This is a genomic window from Treponema sp., from assembly GCF_045641405.1.
Lineage (GTDB): Bacteria > Spirochaetota > Spirochaetia > Treponematales > Treponemataceae > Treponema_D.
This window is the reverse complement of record NZ_JAZUGX010000028.1, coordinates 41,064-58,825: the sequence shown is the minus strand read 5'-3', so window position 1 is coordinate 58,825 and position 17,762 is coordinate 41,064. Positions and strand designations below refer to the sequence as shown.

At 45.2% G+C, this 17,762-nt stretch carries 17 protein-coding genes; 4 read left to right on the top strand and 13 right to left on the bottom strand.

Annotated elements, in window-relative coordinates; genetic code table 11:
• Positions 1-35 precede the first annotated feature (35 nt).
• Complete coding sequence (locus ACKI39_RS04445; RefSeq protein ID WP_407398057.1) at positions 36-2,015, top strand: hybrid sensor histidine kinase/response regulator; 1,980 nt, start codon at positions 36-38, stop codon at positions 2,013-2,015.
• Positions 2,012-2,845 carry a histidinol-phosphatase gene (locus tag ACKI39_RS04440; protein WP_407398055.1) on the top strand — a complete coding sequence of 278 codons (834 nt, stop codon included), beginning with the start codon at positions 2,012-2,014 and terminating at the stop codon, positions 2,843-2,845. Before ACKI39_RS04445 ends, ACKI39_RS04440 begins: the two co-directional genes overlap by 4 nt.
• A 10-nt stretch (positions 2,846-2,855) precedes the next feature.
• On the opposite strand, the gene ACKI39_RS04435 is transcribed toward ACKI39_RS04440, so the two are convergent.
• Positions 2,856-3,209 (bottom strand): TraR/DksA family transcriptional regulator, encoded by a 354-nt coding sequence (locus tag ACKI39_RS04435; RefSeq protein ID WP_407398053.1) that lies wholly within the window; start codon positions 3,207-3,209, stop codon positions 2,856-2,858.
• Between the two features lie 112 nt (positions 3,210-3,321).
• Between ACKI39_RS04435 and infA the strand changes: the two genes are divergently transcribed.
• A complete protein-coding gene (infA, locus tag ACKI39_RS04430; protein WP_318689404.1) occupies positions 3,322-3,543 on the top strand; it encodes a translation initiation factor IF-1 in 222 nt (73 codons plus the stop codon).
• A gap of 64 nt (positions 3,544-3,607) precedes the next feature.
• Here infA and ACKI39_RS04425 read toward each other — a convergent pair whose 3' ends face one another.
• From ACKI39_RS04425 to ACKI39_RS04370, 12 genes are all read right to left on the bottom strand, one after another.
• The gene (locus ACKI39_RS04425; protein ID WP_407398051.1) at positions 3,608-4,174 is read right to left on the bottom strand and encodes a DnaJ domain-containing protein; all 567 of its coding nucleotides are present in this window, start codon (positions 4,172-4,174) and stop codon (positions 3,608-3,610) included.
• Between the two features lie 101 nt (positions 4,175-4,275).
• Positions 4,276-4,845: a Smr/MutS family protein gene (locus ACKI39_RS04420; RefSeq protein ID WP_407398049.1), complete on the bottom strand. Its 570-nt coding sequence runs from the start codon at positions 4,843-4,845 to the stop codon at positions 4,276-4,278.
• Positions 4,846-4,857: 12 nt separating this feature from the next.
• Positions 4,858-6,249 carry a hypothetical protein gene (locus ACKI39_RS04415; RefSeq protein ID WP_407398047.1) on the bottom strand — a complete coding sequence of 464 codons (1,392 nt, stop codon included), beginning with the start codon at positions 6,247-6,249 and terminating at the stop codon, positions 4,858-4,860.
• Positions 6,201-7,802 (bottom strand): VWA domain-containing protein, encoded by a 1,602-nt coding sequence (locus ACKI39_RS04410; RefSeq protein WP_407398045.1) that lies wholly within the window; start codon positions 7,800-7,802, stop codon positions 6,201-6,203. Before ACKI39_RS04410 ends, ACKI39_RS04415 begins: the two co-directional genes overlap by 49 nt.
• Complete coding sequence (locus ACKI39_RS04405) at positions 7,799-8,800, bottom strand: VWA domain-containing protein (protein WP_407398043.1); 1,002 nt, start codon at positions 8,798-8,800, stop codon at positions 7,799-7,801. The genes ACKI39_RS04410 and ACKI39_RS04405 overlap by 4 nt, the downstream gene beginning before the upstream one ends.
• Positions 8,793-9,821, bottom strand: coding sequence for a hypothetical protein (locus ACKI39_RS04400; protein ID WP_407398041.1), 1,029 nt, complete (start codon positions 9,819-9,821; stop codon positions 8,793-8,795). The genes ACKI39_RS04405 and ACKI39_RS04400 overlap by 8 nt, the downstream gene beginning before the upstream one ends.
• Positions 9,818-10,693 carry a DUF58 domain-containing protein gene (locus tag ACKI39_RS04395; RefSeq protein WP_407398039.1) on the bottom strand — a complete coding sequence of 292 codons (876 nt, stop codon included), beginning with the start codon at positions 10,691-10,693 and terminating at the stop codon, positions 9,818-9,820. The genes ACKI39_RS04400 and ACKI39_RS04395 overlap by 4 nt, the downstream gene beginning before the upstream one ends.
• 123 nt (positions 10,694-10,816) lie before the next feature.
• On the bottom strand, positions 10,817-11,803 hold the full coding sequence (locus ACKI39_RS04390) for an AAA family ATPase (RefSeq protein WP_407398037.1): 987 nt from the start codon (positions 11,801-11,803) through the stop codon (positions 10,817-10,819).
• A gap of 43 nt (positions 11,804-11,846) precedes the next feature.
• Positions 11,847-12,872, bottom strand: a complete 1,026-nt coding sequence (locus tag ACKI39_RS04385; protein ID WP_407398035.1) for a sugar ABC transporter substrate-binding protein — start codon at positions 12,870-12,872, stop codon at positions 11,847-11,849.
• An 11-nt stretch (positions 12,873-12,883) separates the two neighbouring features.
• Entirely contained in the window at positions 12,884-14,449 is a 1,566-nt protein-coding gene (locus ACKI39_RS04380) for a response regulator transcription factor (protein WP_407398033.1), read from the bottom strand.
• A complete protein-coding gene (locus tag ACKI39_RS04375) occupies positions 14,442-15,953 on the bottom strand; it encodes a sensor histidine kinase (RefSeq protein WP_407398031.1) in 1,512 nt (503 codons plus the stop codon). Before ACKI39_RS04375 ends, ACKI39_RS04380 begins: the two co-directional genes overlap by 8 nt.
• Positions 15,950-16,933: a hypothetical protein gene (locus tag ACKI39_RS04370; RefSeq protein WP_407398029.1), complete on the bottom strand. Its 984-nt coding sequence runs from the start codon at positions 16,931-16,933 to the stop codon at positions 15,950-15,952. The genes ACKI39_RS04375 and ACKI39_RS04370 overlap by 4 nt, the downstream gene beginning before the upstream one ends.
• 42 nt (positions 16,934-16,975) lie before the next feature.
• Between ACKI39_RS04370 and ACKI39_RS04365 the strand changes: the two genes are divergently transcribed.
• On the top strand, positions 16,976-17,479 hold the full coding sequence (locus ACKI39_RS04365; protein WP_407398027.1) for a YchJ family protein: 504 nt from the start codon (positions 16,976-16,978) through the stop codon (positions 17,477-17,479).
• Positions 17,480-17,762: the final 283 nt, after the last annotated feature.

Below are 17,762 nucleotides of genomic sequence, written 5' to 3'. Positions count from 1 at the left end.
TCTACCGTCTATACGGAGTTTATACAGGAGATACAATGGCAGTACCATCAGTTGAAGTCGGAAGCAGATTCATAGCCAGCACCATGCATGAAGTCCGCACTCCTTTGCAGACCATCATCAGTACCCTGGAACTTCTTGAAGATACTCCGCTCAACAAGGAACAGGTTGAATTCATCCATCAGATTGAATTCAGCGCAAACGCCCTCCTTGGTCTTGCCAACGACGTCCTGGACTTTACAAAAATTTCTTCACAGAACTTCAAGCTTGAGATACGCCCTTACGATGCCATTGAACTTACGGAACGGGTAGTAGACCTGATCACCATCGAGGCCTTCAACAGAGGAATCGAAGTACTCACGGACATAGACTATAGGCTGCCTCAGAACCTTCTTGGTGATCCGACACGAATTCAGCAGATCATCCTAAATCTTGTAAAGAACGCCGCAAAATTCACGGAGACTGGATACATCTACATACGCGTAACCGTAAAGGACAAATACCTTCTTTTTGAAATCATTGACAGCGGCATCGGTGTTCCAGAAGACAAGAGACGACTCATCTTCACCGACTTCTACCAGGTGGATGGAAGCTCCACAAAGAAAAGCAGCGGAACTGGACTTGGTCTTTCAATCTCAAAGAATCTTGTAAAGGTTATGAAGGGAAAGATCGGCATCATAGAGAATCCTAACGGCGGCTCAAACTTCTGGTTTGCAATTCCACTTGAATGCTCAGAGGAAGAGAAGCACCGTTCACGAAAAATCACCGTGCCTGACAACACCCGTGTACTTGTAGTCGATGATAAATCACTTGCCCTCAAGTCCATGAAGTCCAAGCTTGAATTCTACGGGGTCAAGAACATAAGCCTCTGCGACAATGGAAACACCGCAGTCCAGAAAATCAAGGAAGCACAGCAGCAGGGAAAGCCTTTTACCATTGCCTTCATCGACCTTATCATGAATCCTGTCGACGGATGGAGACTTGCAAGCGAGATAAGATCCCTTCCGAACACGGAAAGCATGAAGATGTTCCTTATGGTTCCAGAAGGACAGCTCAGGCAGGATGCAAAGATGAAGATGCTTGACTGGTACAACGGATACATCTACAAGCCCATCAAGCAGAAGGCCCTGGAAGACACATTGGAAGTCGCCTTTGACCTCAAGAAGGAAAAAGAGAATACAGGAGTCGATGAATTCCTTGAGAACACCAGCACGAAGAAAGTCTCTTCCATCCTTGACCAGCAGGTTGCCAGCGGAATGTCCATCCTCGTTGCGGAAGATACTCCTATCAACCAGAGGCTTCTTGAAACCTTCCTCAAGAAATTCGGAGCAACTGTATACCTTGCAGAAAACGGTCAGGTTGCCGTTGACCAGATTGCACTCCATCCGGAAATCGACCTTATCTTCATGGACATCTTCATGCCGGTTAAGAGTGGTATTGATGCAACCATCGAGCTCAGGAACAAGGGCTACAAGGGAATCATCATTGCATGTACGGCAAACAATGATTCCGACGACTTCAAGACATACAAGAAAATCGGAATCAACGACATCATCGTAAAGCCTTTCAAGAGAAATACCATCCGCGAAATCCTCGACAAATGGAATTCCGTTCTTACGGTTCCAAATGCAAAGGACATCATTTCCCTTACCTTCATCGAGAACAAATCTTCCGAAATGTGGAACATCGAGGACTTCATGGACACCACTGGGCAGAACATTGAATTCGCCATTTCCCTTATGGACGAATACATTACCCAGTCAAAAGAACTCATGGACAACCTTAAGGAAGAACTGAAGAAGACTCCGCTCAACTACGAGAAGATTGAACTTTATACCCATACGATGAAGGGAAGCAGTGCTTCTGTAAGCGCAACCCGATTTGCAGAGCTTGGACGAAAAATGAATGATGCAGCAAAGACTAGAAACCTTACCGACCTTGAATCGGCAAGAATCAACTACGAGATTGACTTCATTACCTTCACCAACATCGTAAACAACTGGAAGACATCCATATGATCAGAACAAACTATCACACCCACACAGAATTCTGCGATGCAAAAAACACTGCAGAGGAAATGGTTCTTGCCGCAATCGAAAAGAACATCTCAATACTCGGTTTTTCAAGCCACGCCATGTATCCCTTTGAGGGCGGCTGGCACATCGGAATAAAAAATTACGGCGACTATGTTGCGGAAATAAACCGGCTCAAGGAAAAGTACAGTGACAGGATAAAAATCTACACTGGCTTTGAAGTTGAATACATAGATGGAATCTCCATCCCCTGCTTTGACACATACAAGGAATTCAAGCCCGACTATCTGATCGGCTCCGTTCACTTTGTTCCAGGCAAGGGAGGATACTACGAGGCGGACGGAGGCGAAAGTTCCGTAAAGGAAAGAATCGGGAAATTTTTCGGTGGCTCGATAAAAAAAGCCGTGCAGGAATATTTCCATTGTGAACGCAAGCTTCTGAAAGACGGAGACTTTACGTTCCTCGGCCACTGCGACCTTGTCCAGAAGCAGAACATAAAGACAAAGCTCTTTGACGAAAACGAATCCTGGTATAAAAAGGAACTTAAGGTCCTTGCAAAGGAAATCGGAAAATCTGGCGTCTGTGTCGAAGTGAACACTGGTGCCATATGCAGGCTAGGTGCATCGGGTCCTTACCCAAGCCCATACCTTCTTGAACAGCTCAAGGCAAACAATGTTCCGCTCACAATTAATTCTGATGCCCACACCGCAGGCGGAATCGACTGCTGGTTTGACGAAGCCCTTCAGTACATAAAAAAAGCCGGCTACACAGAACTTGCGTTCTATGAAGACGGCCTTAAATTCCAAAAGATTTAATCTGGATTGATTACTGACGGCGCTCGTATTCTGCCTGGCATCCGACACAGAAAGGTGCGTAAGGAATCGCATCGAGTCTTGCTTCTGCAATCGGTTCTCCACATTCAAGACAGATTCCGTATGTGCCCTGAACGATTCTATCCAGTGCGGCATCGATCATCTTGAGACGGAACTGATCTGCTTCCCCTAGGGAATTGAGAAGAGTTCTATCTATAGTGTCAGAAGCGATGTCTACGTCGTCTCCACTTTCTGTTGCACCACCAAGCTTTTCAAACTGATCATTACGCCCGATGAGGGAATCGATCAGCTCGTTGCGTTCAGCAGTAAGCTTCTTTTTCTGTTTATCTAAGAAATCCTTTTTCATTGTGTCTCCCATCTCTTGTGGCTGTTCGGTAGTTTTTAGTTGACAGCCGTTTTTCTTTTGTTCATAATAGTATAGTATATTTTCTAGAAAAGGCAAATATTTTGGAGGAATTGTGGCTAACAAAGACGAAGCTATCGAAGTTGAAGGTATCGTAAAAGAAGCATTGCCAAACACAATGTTCCGTGTAGAACTCAAGAACGGTCATATCATTCTTGGTCACCTCAGCGGAAAGATGAGAAAGCACTACATCAGAATCGTTCCAGGTGACAGCGTAAAGGTTGAACTTTCACCTTATGACCTTAACCGCGGAAGAATCATTTTCCGCGAAAGGTAATCAAAAAAATTCTTGAATATAGCAGAAAGGCTTTCCTATACGGAAGGCCTTTTTTGTTTCCCTATTACTCTGCCATGAGCCTTGCACCCTTTATCATTCCCTTTATTCCCGAAATAAGGGTAAAGAAGGCGATTATCTGCACAAGGAAAAACCATGGACCTGAAACATATATTACCGCAAGGCTGATCATAACCTTGCAAAGGTTCCTGCAGAAAAATGGAAATGCCTTCCTTCCTTTGGGTTCCTCTGTATTTCTTGAAGTCCAGGTATAGGTATACCTGTAGTTGTTGTTTGCATCACTGCTGCCATTATAGGTGCCGCCGTTCCTGTAAGCATTCCTGAAGAATTCAGCAAAAGGATCATCGGTGTAGAAATTCTCCGCATTGTGATATCCGTTCTGCTGGCTTGAATTCTGATAGGCATATTGACCAAAGCTGTCATACTGGCGTCTCTTTGAGTCATCTCCAAGAACAGTGTAGGCTTCGTTGATTTCCTTGAATTTTTCCTCGGCAATCTTGTCGCCTGCATTCCTGTCAGGATGGTATTTAAAGGCAAGAGTCCTGTAGGCTTTCTTTATTTCATCTGCTGTGGCACTTTTCTGCACACCAAGTACTTCGTATAAGTCTTTCATCTGTTCCTAGTCTAAAGATAATAAAAAAACAAAGGATATGCAAATTTTCAGAGGCTCCATAACATAAAGATAATAAAAATACATGAGGTTTGCAAACTGAATCAGTCTTTTATCTTGCCAGGCTTTATTATTACCCATGTAGCTCCATTACCGCCATGGTTCCTGTCGGGATGTCCTGAAGTTCCAAGGCGCTTGTCCTGCTCGATGAATATGCGGACCATCTGACCAAGGACAGGATCGCTCCCGTTGGAATGGATTCCCTTTCCATGGATGATGAGGATTTTCTTGAGGTTGCGACGATAGCAGTCGTTTACGAAATTCTGAAGCTTAGACCATGCTTCATCGCGAGTAAGCTGGTGGAGGTCTATGACCGCCTCAGGATTCATGGAACGAAGGTAGTCGATGTTGCTGAGCCTTTCATTTCGTTCTGCTTCTTCGTTGATTCTATCCTTGTCTACGGTGCCGTGACGGTTGAGCCAGATATCCATGGGATTCATGCGCTTTTTGCCGTCCTGCTCCATAATCTGTTCCCATGAATACCCCTGTCTTGCGGCTTCCTTTTCTTCCTTTGTCGGAGCATTGGCTTTCTTGTGGGAAACCTGAGGCTGTTTTTTCTGCGGCTGTTTTCTCTGGGAGCCTTCCCACTGATTCAAGATATCACCGAAATCCATTTTTTCTCCAATTCATTTTATGATGCAGACACTGCTGGAAGGAATCCATCCGTAGGTGTCGTTGTGGCGGACATACATCCATTCCCCCGCTATCCTGATAATGGAAACAACGCTACCTGGCTGAATGGTTACACTTGTCAGCATATTATATTCAGGAATCGGACTCATTTCGCCGCCTGTGAACACACCGCGGGATGCCTTTACGCGCACTCCGTAGATTCCAACAAAAACCGACAGCAATATGAAAAACGAAGCAAAGATCGCAGTCCAGGTCTTGCGTCTGAAAACAAGGAACATGACCATGAGCCCCAGGAAAATGCAGGCTATCAGGCAAAGGAGATTAAGCATAAGGATGCTTGGCTCGTGATAATCATATGGCAGACCAAGGGTCATCTCGGCTTTCTTTCTTTCTGCGGTCACCTTCGAAAAAAAGAAAGAACGTCGTTCCTTCCTGTGAAGCTCATATAATGCAAGAACTTCCTGAGGCTTTACTTCCACAGCCTTTCTGTCACCAGCTACTTTTTCCGATTCATGGAAAGCATAGACAAAGGGATTTTCGTCCTTTGTTTCCGACATCAGTTCCTGTGCCTTTTCAACCTTGAAGCTGTAGACAGGACACTGGATATCTTCCATGGAACCGTCATATGAAGTTGCCGTTATGAAAACTTCTGGGAGCACATTGTCTCCTTCGGAAAGCGGCTGCCAGTCAAAGGTTGCCACGCTCTGAAACTGTGTAACAAAATTCTTTTCTCCCGTAGACTTGAATTCATGATCCCTGACTTTCTTGAATATTGAATTCTCTGGAATGTTCCAGAAAATATTCTGGACGGATTCCATGTAGCGGGCGGTCACGGTAAAGACGATATGCTCGCCTGCATTTATTTTTAGAGGCTTCTTACGGTTTGTCTTTGAGGACTCCAGGTTCTGGTTCTGGAATACGACATTGACTTCTGGATGTATGAACCTTGGATTCTGGAAAATCTCGACGCTTTCAACTGGAATCTGATAGAAGCCACCGTCGATGGTAAGGTCGATAGGCTTGATCCTGTAGTTTCCTGTCTTTGCAAACCGCATCCAGAGGATGATCCTTGTTCCGTGGGCATAACCGCCTCCCTGGGATTCATCCCTTGGAATAAGGACTGTTTCCTTCTTCTGGGAAACAAAGCTTACATTTGGAGGAAGTGAGTTTACTGAAATCTGAACGCTGTCTGGAGTGACGTTTTCAATCTCAACAAAGAAGGAATTGTCGTCTTCCGTAAAAAGGGTATCCTGTGTCGGTCTGAACCTCATGCCCCATAGATATGCCCATGAAACCTTTGCAGACAATGTGGTTCCCGCTGAAAGGAAAAAGAGAATCAGTAATCCTGCGATGTTCTTTCTGAATCTTTTTGCTGGCTTTTCCATTGCTGCTGTTCACCTTCTTTGATTATTGAATAGAGGGCATTTTCCAAAGTCTGGTCCTCCTTGTTTTCCGATACAGGAACGATTTCCCTTGCGCTTTCATTTGAATGGCTCGATCCTTCCCTCAATGAAAGCTCAAGATTTATCTTTGCATCCGTGCTTGTTCCGTCTATATAAAGAGACTGCCTGAAAAAATTTGCCGCGGCCTCATAGTCACCGTTTCTGTGTGCGATGATTCCAGAATTATAGAGAATGGCAAACTTGATCTGGTCTGGAGCGTTCTCATAGATCTGGTTGAACTTTGCAAGGGCGGCATCGTTTTCTCCCTGCATGAGATATGTTGAACCGATTCCATAGATCGAATATTGATATACAAAATCATCTCCACGAAGCTTTGCGCTGCTGGCAGATTGGAGGAAGCTTGCCGTAGCATTCTGGTAGTTGCCTTTTCCCCAGTCAAGTTTTCCCTGTAGAATCTTTACCCCATCGTCAAACCTTGGAGTACATCCTGTGAAGATAAAAAGACAGGAAGTCGCAGCCACGCTTGAAAGCAGCTTGTTTTTTCCTCCTGAAATATCCAGTTCCCCAAAAAGAATGGATGCAAGGAAGAAAATGATCGCAAGGATGGTGAACATCTTATGTCTTTTGATGCTCTGGTATTCATAGGTAACCGCAGTGCCTTTTGACGCAGCTGAAATGATCTTGAGTATCTTTGTCGCAGATCCCATTTCCGATGCATCTATGTACTCGCATGAAGATGCATGTCCAGAACTGCTTACAGCCCTTATGATCCTTTCGATTTCCGTGGTACGCAATGCGGTCTTTACCTTCGTCTGACCATCGCCAGTAAGCACTTCGCTTTCACGTTCACTTCCAAAACCTATCACCACCACTGGAATTCCATAGCGTGCGGATTCTGCAAGGGAAGACTGAAGGCTTGAATCCGTCTCTTCGCAGTCAGTGAACAGGAGTATATAGGAAGCTTCAGAAGACTGCTCAGGAAAAGAAGATACGGCAGCCTTGATTCCCTTTCCGAGGCTGGTTCCTTCTGCGGTCATGAGCCTTGGAGAAAGATTGTCGATGAGGGTTTCTACGCAGTTGTAGTCGTCCGTAAGGGGAACAGCGACAGTTCCATCTCCCTTTGCAAGAACAACCGAAACCTTTGTCCCGTCAAAGCGATCAAGAAGCCCCCTTGCATAGGCGGCGGCGGCATTGAGCCTTGAGATTCCACCTGGAGCATCATGTGCTTCCATGCTGTATGAAATGTCAAACACAAGGGAAACTGCCTTTCCGTTTTTCTGAACAGGAATCGTATCTGTCCCCCAGGAAATTCCAGCCCCTGCAAGGATGACCATGGCGGCGCTCAGAGTTCGGAAAATCGTCTTGAACCAGAAGCAATGCTCCAGCCTGTTGGACAGAAAGTGACCGCGGGAAACCTCATTTTTTTCCGAAAGAACTTTCTTCAGTCTTCTGTACTTTACGATGACAAAGGAAAGCGCAAAGACAAGAGGAATAAAAAGCCAGAAAGCAACTGGATGTCCGACTGAAAAATTCATAGTACCTCCTGCAAGAAAATGCGTTTGATGATCCATGCAAGGGCTGCAAGCAAAACGGCAGCCAAAAGAAAATATGCATAGTAGAAGGTGTCGTTGTTCTTTATGTGATAGCTTTGCATCACGCTTTCATTTTTTCCAATGGTGGAAATTGCCTGTGAAAGTGAAACGATGGACCCCGTCTCAAAGAACTTTCCATCGCATTCAGCGGCCAGCTTTGCAAGGGCTGCAGGATCAAAGTTGGATTCAAGATATCCTGAATAAACCCTGTTGGTCTTTGGATCCACATAGTCCAAAGGCACGACACCTCTGGTTCCTATGCCAAGTATATACAGGGAAATATCCTTGCTTTTTGCAAGACGCGCCGCGGTGTTGGGATGAACCGTACCCGCGTTGTTTTCTCCGTCTGTAATGAGGACAACTGCTTTTTTTTCTGCAGGAGAATTCTCAAGGTGATAGATGGCAAGGGAAAGTCCGTTGCCGATTGCCGTTCCGTCTCCAAGTTCTCCAACATTCATGGTGTCCAGCCTGTCAAAGAAAACCTTCCTGTCCATTGTAGGGGGAATAAGAAGGCTTGCCGATTCAGCCATTTCAACAAGACCGAATTCACTTCCATCGTTCTTGAGAGCAAGGGAATGGATCGCATCCTTTGCGGCATCGATTCGGTGAAGTTCTCCTATGTCCCGTGCAGCCATGGAAGGACTTACATCCACAACAAATATGATGGATGCTCCCCTAGAAGAATAGACCTTCTGCTGCCGATGGTATACGGGAGATGCACAAGCAATGATCAAGCATATGTACAGCAGGATGCAGAGAACCTTGACTAAAATCGAAAACGCCTTTCGCACCTTGCCGTCCCATGAAAAATTGCTTCCATTCCAGTCGCTCATGTTGAGTGCAAAAGTAATGCGCGATAAGATCTTAATATGGCGCAGGATATAGAGAATAGGAATCAGGAGAAGAAGAATGAATGTACCTGGATTTTCAAATTCAACCATTGCTGTCCTCCTTCTCGAATGCGTCGATTATCTTATGAGTTGAAAGGATAAGGGATTTTTTCTCGCCCTTCATGAAGCCCGCCTGATGTTCTTCCACTGGAAGCCTTTTTGAATCGATGGAGCCTGAAGCAAAGCGGATATAGTTTGTGCGCACAAAGTCAGCGGTCAAATCTTCAACAGCCCTTTCCTGTCTGTCGCCCATCATTCCACCAGTAACGGTCATTATCTTGAACTCGATGTTCTTTCCTGTGACAGAGGCAAAAGGTGTCTTGAATCTGTACTCAAGATATTCACGAAGAATCATCTGCCACTGCTCAGAGAAATCAGCATCAGTGATTTTCTTTCTCAGGAGCATGTTGAGATGTCTCTTTGTCTTTACGGCATTCTTGTAGAATCCGATCCTTGTCTTTATTTCCTTCCATTTCCTGATGATGTCAGGCAACCTGATTATTGCCGTACATAAAAGTGAAAATACAATCACTGCAAGCACAAGGAAAAACCACAAATAGTAGTTTGTATATGGAAGAACTTCTGGAGCCTTAGGTGGCCTCAATGTTGTCGTGCCAAGCTTTTCCGCAAGAGAAAGAATCAGCACTGGTGAAAGTTCAATATTGAAGTCCGCGGAAATATTTTCCTTTCCTTCAACACAGATCTCCTCAAGGTTGAACTTACGGAATTTTATGATGCCCGTTTTCCACGGAACAAAGGTTATGCAAAGGTTGTAGTTGATGCCAGTGCGGGAAAGTGTGGTCTTTGTGACAAGGCATGAAAGGGGATCTTCAAGAAAGTCCTCTGCCTTAAGGTCTATTTCCATGGTCTCATTGGAAGCCACGGTTTCGGTGAACGCAAAGAAATCTACAGGACTTCTGAAGGAATACTGTATCTGTCCTGAGTCTCCAATGAATACATCGCGTGGAACCATAACCTGCAAGGTCGAATCATCTTCTTCCTCACCTGCTGACTGGGCAAAGCCTGAGAAAAACGACACTGACAAAAGAAGGGCAAGGATTAATTTTTTCATTGTGAATACTGCTCTCTTGTGCTGAAGAATTTTATAAGCTCTGCGGCAGGATCCTGCATGGTGCTGATGGAAAGTGGAACTCCTCCGTTCCTGTGGCATTCCCTTTTCCACATCTCGTTGCGGTTCTCCGCATCTTCTCTCCAAGCCCTGGAGAATTTCTGCGATGATGTCGGAAGAACACATTCAAAGCCTGTCTCAGGATCACGGAAAGGAACGGCACCCAAAGATGGAAGAATATCATCAAGTGGATCCGTTATCTTTATTGCTATGACATCATTTTTCTGGCATAGACGGGCAAACGGAATTTCCCAGCCTGCGGCACGGAAATCGGAAATCACAAAAACAAGGGTTCTCTTGCGAAGGAGTTTTTCTGCACCTCTAAGGGCACTATCCAGGGCTGAACCGATTATCTGATTGCCTTTCTTATCCAGTTCAGAAAGTATAAGCATGGCCTGGTTTCTGCCAGCTTTGGGTGAAATGGAGAATTCAATCTTGCCGTCGAAGATGACGGAACCTACAGGACTTCCATTGTGAAGGGAAGCCATGGTGATGAGGGAAGCACAATCCATTGCCGTCTCAAGGCGTGACTGAATTCCCGAACCTGTATTCATGGAAAGGGACCTGTCCACGATCATGAAGACGTCCAGTTCCCTTTCTTCTTCAAAAACCTTTACAAAGGGTTTTCCCATTCTTGCAGTGACGTTCCAGTCGATGGCACGCACATCGTCACCGCGAAGATATTCACGGACTCCTGAAAATTCCATGCCCTGACCGCGGAAAAGAGACCTGAAGGATCCATTCTTCATTCCGTTTGCAAGAGAAAGGGAGGTAAGATGTAAAAGGTGCGCCCTCTGGGCTGTATTGTTCTTCAAAAAAATGCTCCGCTACATGTGCTGAAATTTTCAACTAACATAAAAACTAACGCATCAGAATAGATTCGAGAAAACCGATCCAACTCGTCAGAGTTGGATAGATGAAATCACTTCGTGATTTCATCATGGCACCGGCATGAAATCGATGATCTTTTCAATAAGGTCGTCGGCCGTCACATTGTCTGCTGCGGCTTCATAGTTAAGCACAAGACGGTGGCGGAGAACCTGCTTTGCGACTGCCTGGATATCCTCTGCAAGGACAAAGCTTCTGTTTTCAAAAAGTGCGTGGACCTTAGCGCAGCGGAGAAGTGCGATTCCTGCACGGGGTGATGCACCGAAAGCGATATAGCGCTGAATGTCGTTCTTTCTGTTAGGCTGTACGGAATTTGCTCGTGTTGCGTTTACGATGGAAACGATGTAGGCAAGCATCTTGTCGTCAACTGTAACGGCATCGACTGCACTCCTGCATTTCTGGAGGGCATATGAATTGAAGACCCTGTTCACAGGAATTTTTTCTGCACGGCCTTCAGACTTTACGATCTGGATTTCTTCTTCAGGTGTCGGATAGTGGACGATCAGCTTAAGGAGGAAACGGTCAAGTTCTGCCTCTGGAAGACTGTAAGTTCCTTCCTGTTCGATTGGGTTCTGGGTTGCAAGAACAAAGAAAGGATCTGCAAGCTTGTATGTATTCTCACCGATTGTAACCTGCTGTTCTGCCATTGCTTCAAGGAGCGCAGACTGGACCTTTGCAGGAGCTCGGTTGATTTCATCCGCAAGGACAAGGTTAGCAAAAACAGGTCCCTTCCTTACATTGAATCTTCCTGTAGACTGTTCGTAGATGAGTGTACCTGTAACATCCGCTGGAAGAAGATCGGGAGTAAACTGGATCCTCTTGTATTCAAGACCCGAAATGTCCGCAAAAGTCTTTACCGCAAGAGTCTTTGCAAGACCAGGAACGCCTTCAAGAAGAACATGTCCACCAGCAATGAGAGCCATGATGATTCCATCGACAACATCCCTTTGACCAACAACGCGGTTGCCTACTTCTTCGCGGGCGCTTTTTATATAGTTGAAACATTCATCAAGTTCAGTTTTTGTGATTACGTTCATTTTATCCCCTCTATTTAACGTGTCAAAAATTATACTTTCTATTCTAATCCATGTAAACTTCACCGTGGGTATGGAATCCTGAGTCGACGATCACCTCATCCATGTTCTCCTTTGTAACCACAGTAGGCTCAAGAAGGATACAGGGAATCTTTGAATCCCCGTTATCGATGGTCATTCCCGTCGCAGCAATGGATTCCGCATTTTCACCCTTTCCTATACGGACTGCATATTCAGCGGCTTTCTGGGCAAGAAGCGTGATTGGCTTATAGACCGTAAAGTCCTGGTATCCACGGGTAATGTTCTGGCAGGCTGCAATGTCGGCATCCTGTCCACAGATCGGAACATGCCTGTCTGGATAATAGACATGAAGAACTGAAAGGACGGCATCCGCAACCGCATCGTTTCCGCAGATAATCGCATCAGGAATCTGACCGCTGGTAATTACATCAACCATCTTTTGTTTTGCATGATCGTAATCCCATCCTTCAGTATAAAAAATATCATTGATTACAGGACCATGATTTTTTATGGAACTGAGAATTCCGTTCTGGATCAAGGTCATGTTGAAGTCTTCCTGAGGTCCAAGGATACATATCCAGTTCTTTGTACCCGCAATGGACTTCATTGTCTGTCCCATAAGATTTCCAACCTTTGTGCTGTCTACGGAAACATAAAGATCGACCTTCGTATTCCTTATAAGCCTGTCGTAGGAAATGACAGGAATGTTCCTAGCCTGGATTTTTTCTATTTCCTCTGTCAAGGATTCGGCATCCTTTGGAAGAATGACGATTACATCAACATTCCTTTCAAGCAGGTACATAAGCTGCCTTTTCTGCTCCTCAACGCTGTTGCCAGCATTCTGGACAATTACATCGGCATTGAGACTGCGCACGCTTGCCATGAACACATCCAGGTCCCTCTGCCAACGCTCGATGGCAAGAGTGTCGATGGAAAACCCCACGGTGATGGCGTCCTTGGGATTCTGGATGTTCTGCTCACCGCTGTGCTTTTTGCTGCAGGATGAAAAGAAGAGAATCAATGCACTTAATAAAACAAAGACTTTTTTCATTTTCTGACCTCTCACTGAATGCCTGTGTTCCTGAAATCAGTCGGTGAAATACCGAACTTGTTCTTGAACTGACGGCTGAAATAGTTCTGGTCGCTGTAGCCTGTCTGCCCCGCAATCTCCTTGATCGAAAGGTCAGTTTCAAGCAGAAGCTTCTTTGTCCTGTCCAGCCTTCTGTCAGTAACATAATTTATGAATGTCTCTCCCATTTCTTCCTTGAAAAGCTTGCTCATATAGAAGGAGCTTACACCTACGCTGGCGGCAACATCCTCAAGGGAATAATTGCGGCTCATGTTCTGGTCGATGTATTCTATTATTTTCTTTACAAGAGGATTTTCCCTCTGTTCCTTAACCGAGGCGATAGCGGTGGCACATTCCACAAGGACATTTGTAAGGAAGTCCTGCATGACGGAAATTTCCTGGGTACCGACAAGAACGGTAAAGGCTGAATCGAAAGATGGATTGTCATAGGCAGGATTCAATTCCTTTGTGATGTTCCTGATGTTGACAAGAAGTTCAAATACACTGCTCTTTATCTTGTCCAGTTCCGTTCCCGCCGCAGCCTGCTCTGAACAGAAAAGACCCGCAAGGAACTGGACTCCAGCCGAATCTCCTATGCGAAGGCGGTTGTAGATTCTTTCACGAACCTCAAAGGTTTTTTCCGTGGTAGTAGCTTTCTTTGTCTGGTCTTCGGCAAGCAGAAGCTCTCCGTTTGGAGATGTTCCGTTGAGGGCATTGACCGCTTCCTTGCATGCATAAGAAACATTTGCAAACTCATTGGAAAGACGGCTTGCACCCATACGGACTTTCTGGCTTATGTTCATGCTGAGCATTTGATAGATGCTCTTTGTCATTCCATGGAAGCTTTCTAAGAGATCTTCTGAAGGATCTTTCTTGTCCAGGCAGAAAAACATGACCAGTCTGTTTGCCATAAAGGAACCCATCAGGCACTTGTACCTATCGGCGAACATTTTCCTTATGCTGCTGTAGATTTCATACTGGTTCTTTGAATCGATGTGGGGAACCTCAATGCAGGTAAAGAAATAATTTGTCACCTCAAGGTTGAAGTATTCAAGATAGCTTGAAAGATCTTCATTCCTGTCCGTGCTGAACATGCAGGAATAGATGAAGTCGCTTTCAACCATAGGAGAAACCGTATCAAGCTTTTTCTGAAGTTCCTGACCGTCGCTGTCCTTTCCCCTTCTTTCATCCACAAGGTTCATTGCATTGCGAACTGTCTGGATCACGACATTTCTGTTTACAGGTTTTGTAATGTACTTGTAGGCACCAAGGTTCATTGCTTCCTGTGCATACTGGAATTTATCAAAGGCGCTGAGGACAACTATCACCGTATCTGGCTTAAGGTTCATTATGCAGCTGATGGTCTCAAGTCCGCTCATTCCAGGCATGTTTATGTCCATGAAAATGATGTCTATCTTTTCACGGCTTGCAATGGCAAGGGCATCGCTTCCAGAAAGGGCTGAAAATAAATTTATCTGTCCTTCGAAATTCTTCTTGATTATGAACTGAAGGGAATCAATTACAATCTGTTCGTCATCGCAAGTCAAAATGTTATACATTCTCTGGTATCCTTATTATGAATTTGGTTCCCTGTCCGTCATCGTTTGTCCTAATGTCAAAGACATCATCCCTGTGGAAATAAAGCCTAAGCCGAAGGAAAACATTTATAAGACCGATTCCCGTATGCTCTTCAGTTGATTTCTTCTCTTCTTTCTTTACTTCACTGTAATCAGGCGTAACACCGCGTCTTGCAGCCTCAAGGAATTTTTCCCTTACTGCTGGATCAAAACCGCTTCCATTGTCGCTTATGGAAATCTCAACAAAACCATCAGTGCGCTCAACCTTCAATGCCACCCTGCCCGTCGCATTCTGAAGGCCATGCTGAATGCAGTTTTCCACCAGAGGCTGAAGCGTCATTGACGGAAGATGCTGGTTAAAGCTTTCCTGTGGCACATCCTTTATGAATTCAAGGCGCTGTCCAAAGCGTACCTTCATTATATATACGAAGTTGTCCACCATTCCAAGCTCATCGCTGATTGTCGCATCCTCTTTCTGCTGCTGGATGTTGTAGCGGAAAAAGTCTGAGGTCTGCTCGATGAAATAGCAGGTCTTGTCGGCACCTTCCATCATGGCAAGCTGAGCTCCAGTGTTCAGCGTGTTGAAAAGGAAGTGTGGATTGATCTGGCTCTGGAACGCCTTGAGCTGTGCATCGGCATAGAGGGCCTGCATTTCCATTTCACGCTCGCGAAGTTCGTTTTCTGTTCTTGCCTTTTCCCAGATTGTGTCGATATATTCCCTGATGCTTATGATCATCCTGTCAAAGGCACGACAGATGTTTCCGATTTCATCATGGCTTTCCCTGTTGAAAAGCGGAACGTCAAAATCTCGCTCTGCAACCCTTAGGGCAACATCGGAAATCTCCCCCAAAGGCTTTGTCATGGAGCCGACCAGGGCATAGAGTATGAGAAGAAGAAGCATGAAGAATCCTGCAAAGAACACGATGTAGAAATTCAGTATGAGCCTTACGTTGTTTCTGTCCGCGTTGTAGACCGTTGAGTTCTTCTTCATGTAAAGGATGTTCAGCCTGGAAATTTCATCCACAAGGAACTGATAGACTTCAAGGCTCTTCTGGTAACTTTCATTTACAGGACTGTTGGCTCGATGTGCCGCTACAGCCTTCGATGTATACTGCAGGAATGAAAGGGCAAGCTGATGGACAATGTATTCCTGATGCCTGATTTCATTTGTCGATGGAAAAACCTGCATTGTCTGGCAGAAATATTCCACGCGGTTTGCGGCGATGTAATAGTTGTTTATGCTTTCGTAGGTTCTGTAGTTGATATATGTTTCCAAGGCATTCTCGGCAAGGACGATATCGTTGGAAAATGAATTCAATTCCTCGTTGGAACGGAATGAACGCCCGATGACCCCAAGAGCATACTGGTCGATGAGCATGGTGACAAAAAGACTTGAACCGATTATGGAGAAAAAAACCGTGATGCTGAACATTATTTTCCAGCGGAGACTTTTACTGAGGAAGGAACTGAAGATCTTCAATTTCATTTTCCCTTCCTTACGCGGATTTCTGCGCTGATGTAGTTGTTTGCATAGCCACGGCTGCGGTACTCAAAGAATTCGTACATTGCGGTCCGTCCTATCTTGACTGGATCAAGGGAAACAAGCTTTGTAAGGAGTCCTTTTTTAAGGTAGATTTCAAGCGTCTCATTTTCACCAAATCCAAGAACCTTTGCCTTATGTGCTGCAGGAACCGACGATACGATCCTCATGACCCTGAGGGAATCCTCTTCAGTAAGGCAGACAATGGAAGTCTTTCTGAGGGCAGGATCCTTGATTGCGTCTATTATCCTTGCTTCATTCTCTTCTTCCGCCTTGTCAAGAATTTCGTAGGTGCCTATACCCTTAGACTTGTAGTAGGTCACAAGATTGTTGACCATGTTTCCATAGTTTGGATTTGTCGATTTTCCGCTTATGACGATGAAGGTCTTATCGCTGTCCCTTGCCATGGATTCGGATTCGATTCCGATCTGCCATCCGAGGCTTGAATAGTTGTTTCCGATGAAAGAAATCTGAGGAATCTCAGGAACATAGTGTCCAATGGTTATCATAGGAATTTCGGTTCCATCAGAACGGACAGGTTTCCGCAAAGCTTCCACATGAGGATTAACATAGGCGATTATTCCGTCGCAGTTGACGAAGGAGGCATAGTCTATAAGGGTCTGCAAGGACATGTTCTCTGCCTGAAGACTAGGTGCCCTCAATTCGACGACTGAATTGAAATGGACGGAAAGACTCCTTGCACCCTCAAAGACCTGGTTCAGAAAAGCAGAATTGTCCGCCTGCCCAACAACGAGAATGTGGTGCTTCCTTTCATTTCCCGTGGACTCGAAGATTGCCCCCTGTCCATTAAGCCTTGGAAGAATATTTGAAAAGAACAGTATGATGCCAGCAACCAAAAACATTATGGCTGCAAAAAGCAAGGCAAGGAATATTCTCTTTCTTGGGGAACTGCGGTCACTTTTCATAATCTTCCATAATTATATCATAATTGGTATAATTTTAACATTATGAGTGAAAACAAAGATTTATGTCCGTGCGGCAGCGGCAAAAACTATTCAGACTGCTGCGAACCAATCATCAAGGGAACAACAAAGGCTCCTACTGCAGAAGCCCTCATGAGAGCCCGCTATACTTCATACGTAAAGCATGAAATCGACTTCATCATCAACAGCTGCGAAAAAGGCGACAAGATCGCAGAGATCGACCGCAAGGCAACTGAGGACTGGAGCAACAAGAGCACATGGCATGGGCTCAAGATTCTGCGCACAGAAAAGGGAACAGAAAACGACGACGAAGGTATCGTTGAATTCGAAGCAACATACACATCTGACGGCATGCGCGATGTTCACCACGAAATCGGCGGCTTCAGAAAGGTTGACGGCGAATGGCTTTACAGCGAAGGCATGATGCGCCCTACAACTGTTGTACGCGAAGGCAGAAAGATCGGCCGCAACGAACCATGTCCTTGTGGTTCAGGCAAGAAATACAAGCAGTGTTGTGGAAAAAATTAATCTGCGATTAATTTTTTCTCCGATTTTCGCACGACCATACGCACCTGCTTTGGTCGTGTGTGGAAAAAATTAGTCTGCGATTAATTTTTTCTCCGATTTTCGCAAGGTCACACGCACCTGCTATGACCTTGTGTGGTAAAAACTAATAAAAACCTGTGGGACGCAGGAGAGAAGGGGAAGGAGGGGCCCGCCATAATGGCTCAGCGCTTTTAATCGTGAAGCGGGAGGTTATCCATTGCCCTTATCTCCGTAGCTGGGGCCCACTGGTTTTTAGATTTGCTTT

Bases quoted from the DNA above. Each gene is read 5' to 3' on its own strand.
- ACKI39_RS04445 (WP_407398057.1), top strand. From the start codon at position 36: ATGGCAGTACCATCAGTTGAAGTCGGAAGCAGATTCATAGCCAGCACC.
- ACKI39_RS04440 (WP_407398055.1), top strand. From the start codon at position 2,012: ATGATCAGAACAAACTATCACACCCACACAGAATTCTGCGATGCAAAA.
- ACKI39_RS04435 (WP_407398053.1), bottom strand. From the start codon at position 3,209: ATGAAAAAGGATTTCTTAGATAAACAGAAAAAGAAGCTTACTGCTGAA.
- ACKI39_RS04425 (WP_407398051.1), bottom strand. From the start codon at position 4,174: ATGAAAGACTTATACGAAGTACTTGGTGTGCAGAAAAGTGCCACAGCA.
- ACKI39_RS04420 (WP_407398049.1), bottom strand. From the start codon at position 4,845: ATGGATTTCGGTGATATCTTGAATCAGTGGGAAGGCTCCCAGAGAAAA.
- ACKI39_RS04415 (WP_407398047.1), bottom strand. From the start codon at position 6,249: ATGGAAAAGCCAGCAAAAAGATTCAGAAAGAACATCGCAGGATTACTG.
- ACKI39_RS04410 (WP_407398045.1), bottom strand. From the start codon at position 7,802: ATGAATTTTTCAGTCGGACATCCAGTTGCTTTCTGGCTTTTTATTCCT.
- ACKI39_RS04405 (WP_407398043.1), bottom strand. From the start codon at position 8,800: ATGGTTGAATTTGAAAATCCAGGTACATTCATTCTTCTTCTCCTGATT.
- ACKI39_RS04400 (WP_407398041.1), bottom strand. From the start codon at position 9,821: ATGAAAAAATTAATCCTTGCCCTTCTTTTGTCAGTGTCGTTTTTCTCA.
- ACKI39_RS04390 (WP_407398037.1), bottom strand. From the start codon at position 11,803: ATGAACGTAATCACAAAAACTGAACTTGATGAATGTTTCAACTATATA.
- ACKI39_RS04385 (WP_407398035.1), bottom strand. From the start codon at position 12,872: ATGAAAAAAGTCTTTGTTTTATTAAGTGCATTGATTCTCTTCTTTTCA.
- ACKI39_RS04380 (WP_407398033.1), bottom strand. From the start codon at position 14,449: ATGTATAACATTTTGACTTGCGATGACGAACAGATTGTAATTGATTCC.
- ACKI39_RS04375 (WP_407398031.1), bottom strand. From the start codon at position 15,953: ATGAAATTGAAGATCTTCAGTTCCTTCCTCAGTAAAAGTCTCCGCTGG.
- ACKI39_RS04370 (WP_407398029.1), bottom strand. From the start codon at position 16,933: ATGAAAAGTGACCGCAGTTCCCCAAGAAAGAGAATATTCCTTGCCTTG.
- ACKI39_RS04365 (WP_407398027.1), top strand. From the start codon at position 16,976: ATGAGTGAAAACAAAGATTTATGTCCGTGCGGCAGCGGCAAAAACTAT.